The 15,333-nt window shown below is 70.7% G+C and carries 9 protein-coding genes; 3 read left to right on the top strand and 6 right to left on the bottom strand.

What is annotated here, in order from left to right:
* Positions 1–350: 350 nt before the first annotated feature.
* The 3 genes from AB6V31_RS11640 to AB6V31_RS11630 all read right to left on the bottom strand — a co-directional run bounded on the left by AB6V31_RS11640 (position 351) and on the right by AB6V31_RS11630 (position 4,285).
* Positions 351–1,790 carry an FAD-binding oxidoreductase gene (locus tag AB6V31_RS11640; RefSeq protein ID WP_369365795.1) on the bottom strand — a complete coding sequence of 480 codons (1,440 nt, stop codon included), beginning with the start codon at positions 1,788–1,790 and terminating at the stop codon, positions 351–353.
* A complete protein-coding gene (locus tag AB6V31_RS11635; protein ID WP_369365794.1) occupies positions 1,787–3,439 on the bottom strand; it encodes a thiamine pyrophosphate-binding protein in 1,653 nt (550 codons plus the stop codon). The genes AB6V31_RS11640 and AB6V31_RS11635 overlap by 4 nt, the downstream gene beginning before the upstream one ends.
* A gap of 141 nt (positions 3,440–3,580) precedes the next feature.
* Positions 3,581–4,285, bottom strand: a complete 705-nt coding sequence (locus tag AB6V31_RS11630) for an IclR family transcriptional regulator (RefSeq protein ID WP_369365792.1) — start codon at positions 4,283–4,285, stop codon at positions 3,581–3,583.
* A gap of 97 nt (positions 4,286–4,382) precedes the next feature.
* Between AB6V31_RS11630 and AB6V31_RS11625 the strand changes: the two genes are divergently transcribed.
* Both AB6V31_RS11625 and AB6V31_RS11620 read left to right on the top strand, forming a co-directional pair.
* The gene (locus tag AB6V31_RS11625; protein WP_369365790.1) at positions 4,383–6,233 is read left to right on the top strand and encodes an FAD-dependent monooxygenase; all 1,851 of its coding nucleotides are present in this window, start codon (positions 4,383–4,385) and stop codon (positions 6,231–6,233) included.
* A 137-nt stretch (positions 6,234–6,370) separates the two neighbouring features.
* A complete protein-coding gene (locus AB6V31_RS11620; protein WP_369365788.1) occupies positions 6,371–7,843 on the top strand; it encodes an NAD-dependent succinate-semialdehyde dehydrogenase in 1,473 nt (490 codons plus the stop codon).
* A 306-nt stretch (positions 7,844–8,149) separates the two neighbouring features.
* Here AB6V31_RS11620 and AB6V31_RS11615 read toward each other — a convergent pair whose 3' ends face one another.
* The gene (locus AB6V31_RS11615; protein WP_056226709.1) at positions 8,150–9,589 is read right to left on the bottom strand and encodes an XRE family transcriptional regulator; all 1,440 of its coding nucleotides are present in this window, start codon (positions 9,587–9,589) and stop codon (positions 8,150–8,152) included.
* Between the two features lie 117 nt (positions 9,590–9,706).
* Between AB6V31_RS11615 and AB6V31_RS11610 the strand changes: the two genes are divergently transcribed.
* Positions 9,707–11,599, top strand: a complete 1,893-nt coding sequence (locus AB6V31_RS11610) for a phosphoenolpyruvate carboxykinase (GTP) (protein ID WP_369365786.1) — start codon at positions 9,707–9,709, stop codon at positions 11,597–11,599.
* 131 nt (positions 11,600–11,730) lie between these two features.
* On the opposite strand, the gene AB6V31_RS11605 is transcribed toward AB6V31_RS11610, so the two are convergent.
* Both AB6V31_RS11605 and AB6V31_RS11600 read right to left on the bottom strand, forming a co-directional pair.
* Positions 11,731–13,608 carry an ABC transporter ATP-binding protein gene (locus AB6V31_RS11605; RefSeq protein ID WP_369365784.1) on the bottom strand — a complete coding sequence of 626 codons (1,878 nt, stop codon included), beginning with the start codon at positions 13,606–13,608 and terminating at the stop codon, positions 11,731–11,733.
* 244 nt (positions 13,609–13,852) lie between these two features.
* Complete coding sequence (locus tag AB6V31_RS11600) at positions 13,853–15,304, bottom strand: MFS transporter (RefSeq protein ID WP_056226719.1); 1,452 nt, start codon at positions 15,302–15,304, stop codon at positions 13,853–13,855.
* Positions 15,305–15,333 lie beyond the last annotated feature (29 nt).

The following is a 15,333-nucleotide window of genomic DNA, read 5'->3' as shown; positions in this document are numbered from 1 at the left end:
TAACAGGGCGGGTCTCCGGCGCAACGCGCCGTCTGCCCGGGGGGTCGTTTTCCTCAGATGGTGGTTCGGTCCGCTTCATGCCGACCACCTGCAGCAAGCGACATCTCTCGCCCACGTCGTTTGCCTGACATGGTCGCCGCGTGCGCATGGGGTCGACCATTTGCGGCAAGCGAGAATTTTGTCGCCTGCGTCATTTGCCTCATATGGTCGCCGCGTGCGCGTGGGGTCGACCATTTGCGGCAAACGAGTGCCCGGGGCCCAGCGTCGCGCGCGTCGCCTTTCCGTCCCGCGTGCGCGACGGAGACCACCCGCGCCGATGGCCCAGCATCCCGGTCAGCGCGGGCCGGATCTCAGATCGAGCGGTCGGGCGTCAGGATGCCATGCGGATCCAGCGCGGCCTTGATCGCGCGCTGCACGTCGAGGGCCACGGCATCCTGCTGCCAGGGGAGCTCGTGGCGCTTGACCGACCCGATGCCGTGCTCGCCCGAGATGGTGCCGCCGAGCGAGAGGGCGAGGCGCGTGATGTCGTCGATCACGAGCTCGGCCGCGGCGTACTCCTCGGGGCTCTCGCCCGCCTCGACCGTCGGGTGCAGGTTGCCGTCGCCCGCGTGCGCGACCACGGCGATGCGGCGGCCGTGGCGCGCGGCCAGCTCGCCGATGCCGCGGAACACCGTCGCCAGTTGCGCGACCGGCACGCCGACGTCGCACGACACCCGCAGGCCCTGCGCGGTGAGCGCGGGGTTTGCCAGGCGACGGGCCTCGAGCAGGCTGTCGGAGTCGCTGATCTCGGTCTCCGCGGCGCCGTGCTCACGGCAGAGCGCGGCGATGGCCTCGGCGGTGTCGAGCGCTGCAAAACCGACGGTCTGACCGACCAGCATGGCCGCGCCGGGCGAGGGGAGGCCGCTCGGGTGGAACGCTTCGATGATCTCGACGCTGCGCGCATCGATCAGCTCGAGCACCTCGGGGGCGGCCGGGCCCGCCACGATCGCGGTGACTGCGCGGCCGGCGTCTTCGATGTCGTCGAAGCTCGCACGGAAGGTGCGGGGCTGCCCGGGCAGCACGGGCTTGAGGCGCACGGTCGCAGCGGTGATCACGCCGAGCGTGCCCTCCGACCCGGTGAACAGGCTGGTGAGGTCGTAGCCGGTGGTGTTCTTGCGTGTGCGCGCGCCGGTGCGCATCACGCGGCCGTCGGCGAGCACGATCTCGAGGGCCGCGACGACGTCGGTGGTCACGCCGTGGGCGACGCAGCGCAGGCCCCCGGCGTTCGTGGCGATGTTGCCTCCGATCGTCGACCACTGCGCGCTCGCCGGGTCGGGCGGGAAGAACAGGCCGTGCGCGAGGGCGGCGGCATCGAGATCCGCAGTGATCACCCCCGCCTCGACGTCGGCGAGACGGTTGTCGACGTCGATGTCGATGATGCGGTTCATGGCCTCGAGGGAGACGACCAGGCCGCCGGCGTACGCGACGGCGCCGCCGGAGAGCCCGGTTCCCGCTCCGCGGACGGAGACCCGGATGCCGCGGGCGTGCGCCCACGCGAGGGCCGTCGACACGTCGTCGGTCGAGGTCGCCCGCACCAGGGCGATCGGCAGGCCTTCGGGCTGCGCGCGCGAGCTGTCGACGGCGTAGGCGGCGAGGCTCGCGGGATCGTCGAGGAGGCGGTCGCCGAGCGCGGAGCGGAGCTCGGCGAGGGTGTCTGCCGGCGCAGCGCCCGCGATGGCCTCTGTCGCGTCAGCTTCTGCGCATGACACCGCGTCCCGTACCGCGCCCGCCCTCGCCGCGGGCTCGCTCACGAGTTCACCTTGATGATCTCGCGCTGGTAGGGCGCGATCACGGTGCCGCTGATGCGCAGGTCGAGCAGCAGGAAGGGCCTCTCGGCGGGGTCGCGGCGGGTCCATTCGGGCAGTGCCTCGAGGTCGGCGACCTCGCGCACGACCACGCCCTCGGCGCCGAAGCCGCGGGCGACGGCGGCGAAGTCGACCTCGGGGATGAGCATCGGCTCGCGGGCGAGTCCCTTCAGGCCGTACAGGTTGATCTCGGCGCCGTAGGCGGCGTCGTTCCACACCACCGCGATACCGTGACCGCCGGCCGTGCGCACGGCGCTCTCGAGGTCGGCGATCGCCATGAGTCCGCCGCCGTCGCCGGTGGTGAGCACCACGGTGGCATCGGGGCGGGCGGCGATGGCTCCGGCGACCGAGGGGAAGCCGAGCCCGATCGACTGGTAGGCCGTGCCGACCATCATCACGCGGTCGGGCGAGGCGACGGGCCAGTACATGTTCGACCAGCCGAGGAAGTGCCCGCCGTCCGATACCACGACCCGGTCCTCGGGCAGCAGCTCGCCGATCCGTGCGGCGGCGGAGCGGGGGTCGAGACGGCCATCCGGAGCGAGTCCCTCGCCGGCCTCCTGCTCGCGAAGAGGGGCGACGTCGACGCGGTCGCGCCAGCCCGACGAGACCGCCCCGCGAGAGCGCAGGCGGTTCGCGATCTCGTCGGCCGCCACCGCGGCATCCGCCCGCACGAACCCACCCACCTGGGCGTGGGTCGCCGTGGACGCGACATCGACCTGGAACACCTGCGTGCCCGGGGCGAAGAGCTCGCCGAAGCGCATCGTGAACTGGTTGAGCCCTGCGCCGAAGACGACGGCGACGTCGGCCTCGCGCACGAGCTCCATCGCCCCTGCGGCGCCGAAGCCACCCGTGACGCCGAGGTCGTGGGCGGTGTCGGGGAAGATCCCGCGACCGAGGGCGGTGGATGCCGTGATCGCGCCGGTCGTCTCGGCCAGGCGCCCGAGCGCGGGGCCGGCGTCGGCGAGCCAGGCTCCGCGGCCGGCGAGCAGGAACGGCCGCTCGGCTCCGGCGAGGGCATCGGCGATGCGGTCGAGCGCGGCACTCGCCGAGGGGCCCTGCGGGGCCAGGGGAGCGGGGATCGTCACGGTCCCGGCATCCGTCAGCTCTCCGGCCTCGCGGGTGACCACGTCGTAGGGGATCGCCAGCACCGCGGGCACGCGATACGTCAGCGCGTGCTCGAGCGCGATGAGCACGGTGGCCGAGGCATCGCGATCGCCGACGGTATAGGTGCGCACGCCCACGGCCGAGGCGAGCGCGACCTGGTCGACGCCCCACGGGCGCGGGCCCGAGGTGGGCTCGTCGCCGACCACGAGCAGCAGGGGGATGCGCGCCTGCGCCGACTCGGCGAGGGCGGTGAGCGTGTTGGTGAAACCGGCGCCGTAGGTGGCTGTGGCGGCGGCGATGCGGCCCGACGCGCGATAGTGCGCATCGGCGGCGACGACTCCGCCGGCCTCGTGCCGCATCGCGGTGAAGACGGCGTCGGTGTGCCGGTGCAGGGCGTCGAGGAAGTACGCGTTGCCGTTGCCCATCACGCCGAACACGTGGTCGAGGTGACGGCCGAGGGTGTGGGCGACGTGCGCGGAGACGATGGGCATGCGGAAACCTTTCGCGAAACAGGAACGGGAATGAGCCGTATGTGTCTCGCGCGGGTCTCGCGCTACGTGCCCCTTTTTCGAGCAGCGACGCACGACCTCGTGCGCCTGACGGGAGCGATCATATACGATCGCGCGGCCGCCCTACAGCGCCGCCCGGATCGCGGATGCCGCCGCCTCGAGCCGCACCGCGATCGCGGCGTCGTCGAGATCGGTCGACACGTGCACGGCGGCGACCGCCGCGGGCTCGCGGCCCTGCACCTGCAGGGGGACCGCCACCGCGCGGAGCGTCGGGATCACCTCGTCGTGACTACGCGCCCAGCCGCGCTCCGCGGCATCCGCCACCTCCGACGCCAACCGCGCGTCGACGTCGTCGGGCCACCGACGCGGCGGGAGCTGCGCGAGGATCGCCCGACCGGGAGCGCCTCGGGTGACCGGATGCCGCGACCCGGGCCGCTGCGCCACCGCGGTCACCGTGTGCCGGGGTTCGACGCTCGCGAGGGTGACGCATTCGTCGTGGTCGAGCACGACGAGGAAGCACGTCATGCCCAGATCGTTCGCGGCTGCGGTGAGCTCGGGGAGGGCCTCGGCCTGCAGGTCGGCGGCCACGCCGGCGGCGAGCGCGGCGAGGCCCGTGCCGAGGCGCACCGCTCCCGCGGCGTCGCGGGTGACGAGGCCGTGGTCTTCGAGCGTGCGCAGCAGTCGGTAGGCCACGGAGCGGTGCAGGTCGACGCGCCCCGCGAGCTCGTCGATCGTGAGCGGAGTGCGGGCGTCGGCGAGAGTTTCGAGGAGGCGGATGCCGCGACTCAGCGTCTGCGAGGCGGGGGAGGAGTCTTGCCGCGGCGTCATGGCTCGGCTAACCTCTCGTTCGATAGCGGAACGCTGAGTTCGAATATAGAACACACCGTCTCGCGGGGCAACCTCGACATCGACGTCAGGAGAAACGATGCAGTTCCACCACCACGGCTACGTCTCGGGCGATCCGCGCGTGCAGAACGCCGCGGGCACCGGCCTCGACCGGCCCGAGCGCCTGCCCGACGAGGTCGACGTGCTGATCGTGGGCTCCGGACCCGCCGGCATGCTGCTGGCCGCGCAGATGTCGCAATTCCCCCAGCTCACCACGCGCCTCATCGAGAAGCGCGAGGGGCGTCTGCCGCTGGGTCAGGCCGACGGCATCCAGCCCCGCAGCGTCGAGACGTTCCAGGCGTTCGGCTTCGCCGACCGCATCACCGCCGAGGCGTACAACATCGGCTGGATGAATTTCTGGGCGCCCGACCCCGAGGATCCCGCCAAGATCGTGCGCACGACCCGCACCGAGGACTACGGCTTCAAGATCAGCGAGTTCCCGCACCTCATCGTGAACCAGGCGCGCGTGCTCGACTACTTCGCCGAGGCCGCGGCCGACGGCCCCGCGCGCATCCGCCCCGACTACGGCGTGGAGTTCCTCGGCCTCGAGGTCGGTGAGGGGGAGTACCCCGTTGAGGTGCGCGTACGCACGGACGAAGGGGAGCGCACGATCCACGCGAAGTACGTCGCTGGATGCGACGGTGCCCGCAGCGGCGTGCGCCAGGCGATCGGCCGCACCCACGTCGGCGCTGCGGCCCGGCACGCGTGGGGCGTGATGGACGTGCTCGTCGAGACCGACTTCCCCGACTGGCGCATCAAGTGCGCGATCAACGCCGCGGCGGGCAACATCCTGCACATCCCGCGCGAGGGCGGCTACCTCAGCCGCATGTACATCGACCTCGGCGAGGTCGCGGCCGACGACGACCACCGCGTGCGGCAGACCCCGATCGACGAGGTGATCCGCCGGGCGAACGAGATCCTGCACCCGTATTCGATCGACGTGAAGCAGGTCGCCTGGCACAGCGTGTACGAGGTGGGCCACCGGGTGACCGACCAGTTCGTCGACGACCTCGACAGCCCGCGCGTCTTCCTCACCGGCGACGCCTGCCACACCCACAGCGCCAAGGCCGGGCAGGGTATGAACGTGTCGATGCAGGACGGCTTCAACCTCGGCTGGAAGCTCGGACACGTGCTCACCGGCCTGGCCTCCGCCGACCTCCTGCGCACCTACGACGACGAGCGCCGCCCCGTCGCCCAGCAGCTCATCGATTTCGACCGCGAGTGGTCGTCGCTCATGGCGCGCAAGCCCGGCGAGATCACCGACCCCGCGGAGCTGTCGACCTACTACCTGGCCACGGCCGAGTTCCCCTCGGGCTTCATGACGCACTACGGCCCCTCAGCGATCACCGCCGACGCGCCCGCTCAGGAGTTGGCATCCGGATTCCCCGTCGGCAAGCGCTTCAAGAGCGTCGAGGTCGTGCGGGTGTGCGACGGCAACCCCGTGCACCTCGGTCACCACGCCACGGCCGACGGGCGCTGGCGCGTGTACGCCTTCGCGGATGCCGAGGGCTCGGCGCTACGCGAATGGGCGGCGGCGGCGCGCGAGATCGTCGAGCGCTTCACCCCCGAGGGTGCCGACCTCGACGCGGTGTTCGACGTGAAGGCGGTGTACCCGGGTCGTTGGGAAGACGTGGTCGACGTGCCGGAGCTGTTCCGCCCGCGCTCGGGTCCGCTCGGCCTGACCGACGGGGAAAAGGTCTTCGCCGCCGCGCCCTCGGCCTGGACGAGCGCCGACATCTTCGCCGAGCGCGAGATCGCCGCCGAGGGAGCCGTCGTGGTCGTGCGCCCCGATCAGTACGTCGCCCACGTCCTGCCGCTGACCGATCCGGCCGGCCTGGAGCGCTTCTTCGCCGGGGTGATCGCGCAGCCGGCGGAGGCGGCCGCGCGCTGACGGGGCGGCGACGTGCGCCGGGGAGGGGTGGCCACGGCGGCGAGCACGCCACCCCCTTTGTACGCCACGTATATCGGCGCACCCCCGTGTGCTGACGAGAATGGGCGGGACACCCCCGCATCGATCCAGGAGGATTCATGACCGATTCGCGCGAGAGCGAGCTGCTGGCATCCGTACCCACCGGCCTGCTGATCAACGGGGAGTGGCGCCCCGCCACGGGCGGCGCGACCGTCGCCGTCAACGACCCCTCCACCGGTGAGGTCATCCACCAGATCGCCGACGCGACCGTCGACGACGGCATCGCGGCGATGGATGCCGCGGCCGACGCCTTCCCGTCGTGGGCCGCGACCCCCTCGCGCGAGCGCGCCGAGATCCTCCGCCGCGCGTTCGACCTGCTGCAGGAGCGCAAGGAGGACATCGCTCTGCTGATGACCCTCGAGATGGGCAAGCCCCTCGCCGAGGCTCGCGGAGAGGTCGGCTACGGCGGGGAGTTCCTGCGCTGGTTCAGCGAGGTCACCGCGCACACCCAGGGGCGCTACGGCGCCAACCCCGAGGGCACCGGTCGCATGATCGTCTCGCAGCACCCCGTGGGCCCGTGCTACCTCATCACCCCGTGGAACTTCCCCCTCGCGATGGCGACGCGCAAGATCGCGCCCGCGCTCGCCGCCGGCTGCACGGTCGTCATCAAGCCCGCGACCCTGACGCCGCTCACGACGCTGTTCTTCGCGCAGATCCTGCAGGACGCAGGGCTCCCCGCCGGCGTCGTCAACGTCGTGACCACCACCAACACCGGCCCGGTCTCGGAGCGCATCATCTCCGACCCGCGTCTGCGCAAGCTCTCGTTCACGGGCTCGACCCCGGTCGGCGTGAAGCTGCTGCAGCAGGCCGCGCCCGGCGTGCTGCGCACCTCGATGGAGCTCGGCGGCAACGCGCCGTTCGTCGTGTTCGACGACGCCGACCTCGACAAGGCGGTCGAGGGGGCGATGCTCGCGAAGTTCCGCAACATCGGCCAGGCCTGCACCGCCGCCAACCGATTCATCGTGCAGCGCAGCGTCGTCGAGGAGTTCACCCGCCGCGTCACCGAGCGCGTGCAGGGCATGAAGATCGGTCGCGGCACCGAGGAGGGCGTGCAGATCGGACCCCTCATCGACGACCGCGCGGTCGACAAGGCGAAGACCCTGGTGGGGGATGCCGTCGAACGCGGCGCCACCGTCACCACCGGTGGCTCGCCCGTCGAGGGTCCCGGAACGTTCTTCGAGCCCACTGTCGTGGCCGACGTGCAGCCGGGCAGCGACATCCTCCGCGAGGAGATCTTCGGACCCGTTCTCGCGATCATCCCCTTCGACGACGAGGACGACGCCGTGCGCCTCGCCAACGACACCGAGTACGGCCTCGTCTCGTACGTCTTCACCGAGTCGCTCGCGCGCGGTCAGCGCATGATCGACAAGCTCGAGACCGGAATGATGGGCCTCAACGTCGGCGTCGTTTCGAACGCCGCGGCCCCCTTCGGCGGGTGGAAGCAGTCGGGCCTCGGCCGCGAGGGCGGCGACGAGGGCATCCACGAGTACCTGCAGACCAAGTACACGCTGACGGCCAACCCTTACGCCTGATCGGGCAGGACCAGACACCGGATGCCACGACCCCGGCGCCCCGCGAGGGCCCCGGGGTCGTGGCATCCGCGCAGTCGCCCGTGCACAACTCCTGCACATCCGTCGGTTCGGCCCCAGTTCGGCTCTACCCCGTCAGCCCTGCAGGAGGTGTGCTGCGGGTTCGCCGCGTTGTTCGGGTTCGCCGGGGCGCCGGCATCCAGGCGTCTCGGCGGTCACCCGTGCACAACTCCTGCAATGCCTTCCGTTCGCGCCTCTCTCGGCTGCGATCCGGCGGATCCTGCAGGAGTTGTGCCGCCTCCGCCGGCGTCAGCCGTCCGCGTGCCGGTCGAGGAACGCGAAGACCTCCGCGTCGTCGACGCCGGGGAACATGCCGCGGGGGAGCGGCGAGAACATGTACTGGTGCACGCGGGCGCTCGGCCAGGCCTTGCCCGACCAGCGCTCCGCGGCTTCGGTGTCGGGGCGGCGGCAGCACGACTCGTCGGGGCAGTGCGAGACGCCCCGCTTCGTGGTCTCGCGTCCGCGGAACCACCGGGCGTCGTCGAACGGCACGCCCACGGTGATCGAGAAGTCGCCGTTCGAGGTCGTTCCCGTCTGGCTCGAGCACCAGTAGGTTCCGGCGGGAGTGTCGGTGTACTGGTAGTGCTCGGTGGTGCGGTTGTGCTCGTCGAAGGCGGACCGCGCCGAGAACTTCTTGCACACGATCTGCCCTTCCACCGAGCCGGTGACGTCGGTGGGCAGGGGGAGGTCGTCGTTCTCGTAGACGCGCGAGATCGCACCGTCGCCGTCGACGCGCATGAAGTGTAGGCGGATGCCGAGGTGCACGGTCATCAGGTTCGTCATGCGCATGGCGGCTGCTTCGTGGGTCACCCCGAACGCGTCGCGGAAGTCCTCGACGGCGAGGTTGCGGTCCTTCTTCGCCTGTGTGAGGAAGGCGACCGAGCTCGTCTCGGGCATGAGGCAGCAGGCGGCGTAGTAGTTGATCTCGAGGCGCTGCTGCAGGAAGTCGGCGTAGTCGGTGGGCGGGCGGTGTCCGAGCAGACGGTGCGCCATCGCTTGCAGAGCCATCGACCGCAGGCCGTGGCCGCCCGGGATCGACGCGGGGGGCAGGTAGATGCGCCCGTTCTCGAGATCGGTGACCGAGCGCGCCGAGTGCGGCAGGTCGCTGACGTAGATGAGTTCGAAGCCCAGCTGTTCCGCCATGATGCTCACCGTGCGGTGGGTGAGGGCGCCGGTCGAGTGCCCCGCGGCCTTGAGCTGTTTCTCGGCGAGACGTTCGATCTCGGGCAGGTGGTTCGACATCTCCCGCATGCGCAGGCGCAGCTCCGTGTTGGCGCGGCGGGCTTCTTCAGGGCTCGCGATCGTCTCGCGCTCGCGCCGTTGCAGTTCGCGGTGCAGTCCCAGCACGGCCTCGATCGTGTCGTCGCTCGTTCCCTTGGTCACTTTGACGGGAGGGATGCCGAGCTGCCGGAAGAACGGACTGGTCTGGGCCCGCTCGAGCTCGATCTCGAGGGCCGCCCGGCGGTTCGGGGGCTCCCGTGAGAGGAGCTCGGTGACCTCGGTCTCGGTGGCCCGCGCGATCTCCTGCAGGAGGGAGAGCTTCGGTTCGCGTTTGCCGTTTTCGATGAGGCTCAGCTGGCTGCCGGCGACGCCGACCATCGCACCGAGCTCGTCGAGGGTGTAGCCGCGCGCGAGTCGGTGGTGCCGGATGCGGTGCCCCAGGGTCGTGAGTTCGAACGACGATGCCATTCCTTGACCATATCGAAAGATCGTTGATTCTTACGGGCAAATTTATCGGAAAGAAGTCGCTCGCGCGCCCACCATGGAGGAAGACCACCGATTTCGCTCTCAACCGAGGAGAACGACATGGCACTCGCCGACATCTTCAACTCCACCCCGCGCACCGCCGCGGCCGTCACCCGTGCGGGCCGCGTGGCTCGCGCCGGCCACGGGGAACGCCCCGCCGTCGAAGGTCCCGGCCTCGCCGCCCTCACCGCGTGGGTCGACCAGGTCGCCGCCCTCACCCAGCCCGACCGCATCCACTGGGTCGACGGCTCGGCCGCCGAGAACGACGCCCTGCTGCGCGAGATGGTCGACGAGGGCAAGCTCATCAAGCTCAACCCCGAGTGGCGTCCCGGTTCGTACCTCGCCCGCTCGCACCCCGGCGACGTCGCGCGCCTCGAGTCGCGCACGTACATCGCCTCGAACCGCGAAGAAGACGCCGGTCCCACGAACAACTGGATCGCCCCCGCCGAGATCCGCGAGACGCTGAACGGCGTCTTCGAGGGCTCGATGCGCGGTCGCACCATGTACGTCGTGCCGTTCTCGATGGGCGCGGTCGGCGGGCCCCTGAGCCACATCGGCGTGCAGATCACCGACAGCGCCTACGCCGTGGCATCCATCGGCGTGATGACCCGCGTGGGCACCTCGGTCACGCAGCAGATCGCAGGCGGTGCGCCGTGGGTCAAGACGGTCCACTCGGTCGGTGCGCCCCTCGCCCCGGGCGAGCAGGATGTCGCGTGGCCCTGCAACGACGAGAAGTACATCGTCCACTTCCCCGACACCCTCGAGGTCTGGTCGTTCGGCTCGGGCTACGGCGGCAACGCGATCCTCGCGAAGAAGTGCTTCGCCCTGCGCATCGCCTCGGTCATCGGCCGTGACGAGGGCTGGCTCGCCGAGCACATGCTGCTCATCCGCGTCATCGACCCGAAGGGCAAGGCGTACCACGTCGCCGCCGCGTTCCCCTCGGCCTGCGGCAAGACGAACCTCGCGATGCTCCGCCCGACGATCCCCGGCTGGCGCGTCGAGACGCTCGGCGACGACATCACGTGGATCCGCCCGGGTGAAGACGGACGCCTGTGGGCCATCAACCCCGAAGCCGGCTTCTTCGGCGTCGCACCCGGCACCGGCGAGTCGACGAACGTCACCGCGATCGAGACGCTCTGGGGCAACACGATCTTCACCAACGTCGCGCTCCGCCCCGACGGCGACGTGTGGTGGGAGGGGCTGACCGACGAGGCGCCCCCGCACCTCATCGACTGGGAGGGCAACGCCTGGACGCCCGCGTCGGGCCGCCCCGCCGCGCACCCCAACTCGCGCTTCACCGTCGGTGCCGCCCAGTGCCCGCAGATCGCCGAGGACTGGGAGGCCCCCGAGGGCGTCCCCCTCGACGTCATCCTGTTCGGCGGTCGTCGCGCCACCAACGTGCCGCTGGTCGTCGAGGCGACCGACTGGTCGCACGGCGTCTTCATCGGCTCGACCGTCTCGAGCGAGAAGACCGCCGCCCAGGAGGGCACCGTCGGAGAGCTGCGCCGCGACCCCTTCGCGATGCTGCCCTTCTGCGGGTACAACATGGGCGACTACTTCGGCCACTGGCTGAAGGTCGGCCAGAAGCTCCGCTTCGACCGCGCTCCGCGCATCTTCCAGGTCAACTGGTTCCGCAAGGGTGACGACGGCCGGTTCCTCTGGCCCGGCTTCGGTGACAACGCCCGCGTGATCGACTGGATCATCCGCCGCGTCGACGGACAGGTGGATGCCGTGGACAGCCCGATCGGCCGCCTGCCCAAGGTCGAAGACCTCGAGCTGTCGGGTCTCGACCTGCCCGCCGCCGACCTCGAGGAGTTGTTCTCGATCGATCGCGCGTCGTGGCTCGCCGAGGCCGACCTGACCGAGGAGTTCTACGACACCTTCGGTTCGCACCTGCCGGCCGCCCTGCGCGCCGAGCTCGCCGCGCTGCGCTACCGCCTGCAGCGCTCCTGAGACCGGCTCGCCCTCCGCGCCGTTTCGTGCGGACAGGGCGAGCCATCGAATCGACGCCCCTCCCGTTCTTGGCGCGCGGGAGGGGCGTCGTGCGTATATCGATTCGCTCCTCGCTCGCGCCCGGCAGCGGCTCAGACCAGCAGCTGGTGCTTCGCGAGGTCGCGATAGAGCGGGGTGGATGCCACGAGCTCGCTGTGCGTGCCCCGACCCACGACCCGGCCCTTGTCGAGCACCACGATGAGGTCGCTGTCGACGACCGTCGACAGGCGGTGCGCGATGACGAGCAGGGTGCGGTCGGTGGCGACGGCGTCGATCGCCTCGCGCATGCGCTGCTCGTTGACGCCGTCAAGCGACGAGGTCGATTCGTCGAGCAACAGCACCGGGGGAGCGGCCAGCAGCGCGCGGGCGATCGCGAGACGCTGGCGTTCTCCGCCCGAGAGCATGACGCCGTCTTCGCCGACGGGAGCGTCGACGCCGAGCGGACTGCGCTCGAGCACGTCGGCGAGGTTGACCGCGCGCAGCACCCGCTCGCAGTCGGCGTCGGATGCCGCGGGCGAGGCGAGTCGCAGGTTGTCGGCGATCGTGCCGGCCAAGGTCGGCGCGTCCTGCTCGACGTAGCCGAAGCGCGCGCGCAGGTCGTCGCGGGAGAGGTCGCGGGCGTCGACGCCGTCGACGAGGATCGCCCCCTCCGTCGGATCGTAGAAGCGCTCGATGAGGGCGAGGATCGTGCTCTTGCCCGCGCCCGAGGGGCCGACGAGTGCGACGCGCGATCCGCGCGGCACCTCGAACGACACCCCGCGCAGCACGTCGCGGTCGTCGTCGACATCGGCGGCGGTCTCGTCGGCCGCCCGCTCGAGGTGCGCCTGCTCGAGCACCGACCGGGCTTCCGCGGCGGCGGCCTCGCGCGCCTTCACGACGTCGTCGGGGTAGCGGAAGTGCACGTCGCGGAACGCGAGGGCCGCGGCATCCGGAACCGCCGCAGGCGACGACGGCCGGTCGGCGTCGTCTTCAAGGGGAAGGTCGAGCACCTCTTGAATGCGCCCCAGCGCGCCCAGCGCCTGGTTGACCGAGGTGATCGCGCCGATCGCCGAGGCCAGGGGCTGCACGAGCAGGAAGAGGAAGATCACGAACGTGACGAGCGCGGCGACGTCGATGGCGCCGGATGCCACGCGGTAGCCGCCGACGCCGAGAACGACGAGCAGCGACACCTGCAGGGCGACGAAGGCGATCGGCACGATCAGCGCCGACACCCGCGCGATGCGCACGCCCGCGGCGTACGCGGCCGTGGCGTTCTCGGTCACCGCTGCGATCTCGCGCTCGGTCGCGCCCGACGCGCGGATCGTGCGGATGGAGCCGACCGCGCGTTCGACGCCTGATGACAGCTCGCCGACCTTGGTCTGCTGGTCGGCGGATGCCGCGCGGATCCGCGTGCTCAGCAGCACGACCACCGCGAGCGAGGCGCCGACGACCACGATGATGAGCCCGAGCAGCAGCGGATCGATGACAGCCATCGCGATGACCGCGCCGACGAGGATGAGGGCGTTGCCCACGGCATCCGCGAAGCCCTGGGTGAGCACCGCGTACAGCAGGGTCGTATCGGTTCCCACGCGCGAGACGAGGTCGCCCGTGCGACGCGCGTCGAACTCGCTGATCGGCAGGCGCAGGATGCGCGAGATGAGTCGCCGCCGGCTCGAGAAGACCACGGCGGTGCCGGTGCGCTGCAGCAGGTAGTGCTGGAAGCCCGAGATGACCGACGACAGCACGACGAAAGCCACCAGCAGCCACACCAGGGCGCCGAGGGGGACGCTGCTCTGCACGCGCGAGATGACCTCGCCGACGAGCAGCGGCTGCGCGAGCGTGGCGGCGGCGCCGAGCACGCTGAGCACGGCGACGACGACGAGCGTCCTCTTGTGCTCGAGCAGGAAGGGGACCAGCTGACGGAACGACGCGCGCGGGCCTTCGGGCGCGCGGCGGCCGCGCCGACTACGCGCGGGAGCGGGAAACGACATGCTCACCTCGGGAAAGGAATGGGGTGCTTCGACCGTACCCCGCCCCACCGACACCGCCGGTCGGTCCCCTCGATGGCGTGCGAAACTCCCGCGAAAACGGCTGCACGCCTGTCGATCCGGGGCTTCGACGCCTCGAACGCTCCGGTCTTCCGGAGTCCGGCCCGCCCGCCCGATCGCCCGCGGCACGAACGACGGATGCCACGAGGCCTGGGCCCCGTGGCATCCGGTGTCGAGAACGAACCCGTTACGGCGCGGTCGCTCCCGCGGCGAGGTTGTCGTCGTAGTCGACGTCCTTCGTCTCGGGCGAGAGCACGAGTGCGACGAGGGTCAGCACACCCATCGCCGAGAGGTACACGCCCACGAGCCACGGGTTGCCGCCACCGGCCGCCCACAGCGCGACAGCGACGATCGGGGCGAGGGCCGCGCCGAGGATCGACGACACGTTGTACGAGATCGCCGACCCCGTGTAGCGCACGTTGGTCGGGAAGAGCTCCGGCAGCACCGCGCCCATCGGCCCGAAGGTCGCGCCCATGAGCATGAAGCCGAGGATGAGGAACGACTGCACCAGGATGCGCGTGAACGCCGGGTCGGCGTGCGGCACCAGGAAGAACGAGAACGTCAGACCGAACACGATGATCGCGGCCGTGACGCCGATGAGCAGGCGCTTACGGCCGATCCGGTCGGCGATCGGGCCCGACAGCATCGTGAAGATGCCGAAGAACACCACGCCGATGATCTGCATGATCACGAAGTCGGTGTAGCCGTAGCCCAGGCCCGGCACGAACTCGGCCGCGTTGAACGCCGTCCCCGCCTTCTCTGCTGCGGCCTGAGCCCCCTCGAGGGTGGGCTTGATGCCGTACGAGAGCGTGAAGCTCGTCATGAGGTAGAAGAGCACGTACGTCGCCAGCATGATGAACGTGCCGAGGATGAGCTGCTTCCAGTTGCGACGCACGGCCTCGCCGAGCGGGAACTTCTTGATGGCGCCGGTCTTCTCGGCCTTCGCGAACGATTCGCTCTCGACCAGTCGCAGGCGCACCCAGAGTCCGACGATCACCATCACCGCCGAGAACAGGAACGGCACGCGCCAGCCCCACGCGAGGAACTCCGCCGAGCGCTGCGCGGTGCCGTCGGGGTGGGGGAGGGCGAAGTTGATGAACAGGAAGACGCCGTTGGCGATGATGAAGCCGATGGGGGCACCCAGCTGCGGGAAGGTGCCGAACAGGGCGCGCTTGCCCTTCGGGGCGTTCTCGGTGGCGACGAGCGCCGCGCCCGACCACTCGCCGCCCAGTGCGAAGCCCTGCGCGAGACGCATGACCAGCAGCAAAACCGCGGCCCACACACCGATCTCGTTGAAGGTGGGCAGGCAGCCGATGAGGAAGGTCGCCACACCCATGGTGAGAAGGGATGCCACGAGGGTGGCCTTGCGGCCGAAGCGGTCGCCGAAGTGGCCGAAGACGATGGCGCCCAGCGGGCGCGCGATCATGGCGGCGCCGAAGACGCTGAACGACAGCAGCAGCGAGGTGGTCTCGTTGCCGGTCGGGAAGAACAGGATCGGGAAGACGAGGACCGCAGCCGTGGCGTACGCGTAGAAGTCGTAGAACTCGATCGTGGTGCCGATCAGGCTCGCGGTGATGACGCGCGAACGGGGGTTCGCGGGGGCCGCAGCGGATCGGGTGGAGGGGGAGGAGGTGGTCATGACTGCCTGACGAGAAGGTCGATCAATCG

The sequence above is a fragment of the Microbacterium sp. 16-032 genome (assembly GCF_041079455.1).
In the GTDB taxonomy this organism is placed as follows: Bacteria; Actinomycetota; Actinomycetes; order Actinomycetales; family Microbacteriaceae; genus Microbacterium; species Microbacterium testaceum_A.
Note: the sequence above shows the minus strand (reverse complement) of the source record. Positions and strands in the feature narration are given on the sequence as shown.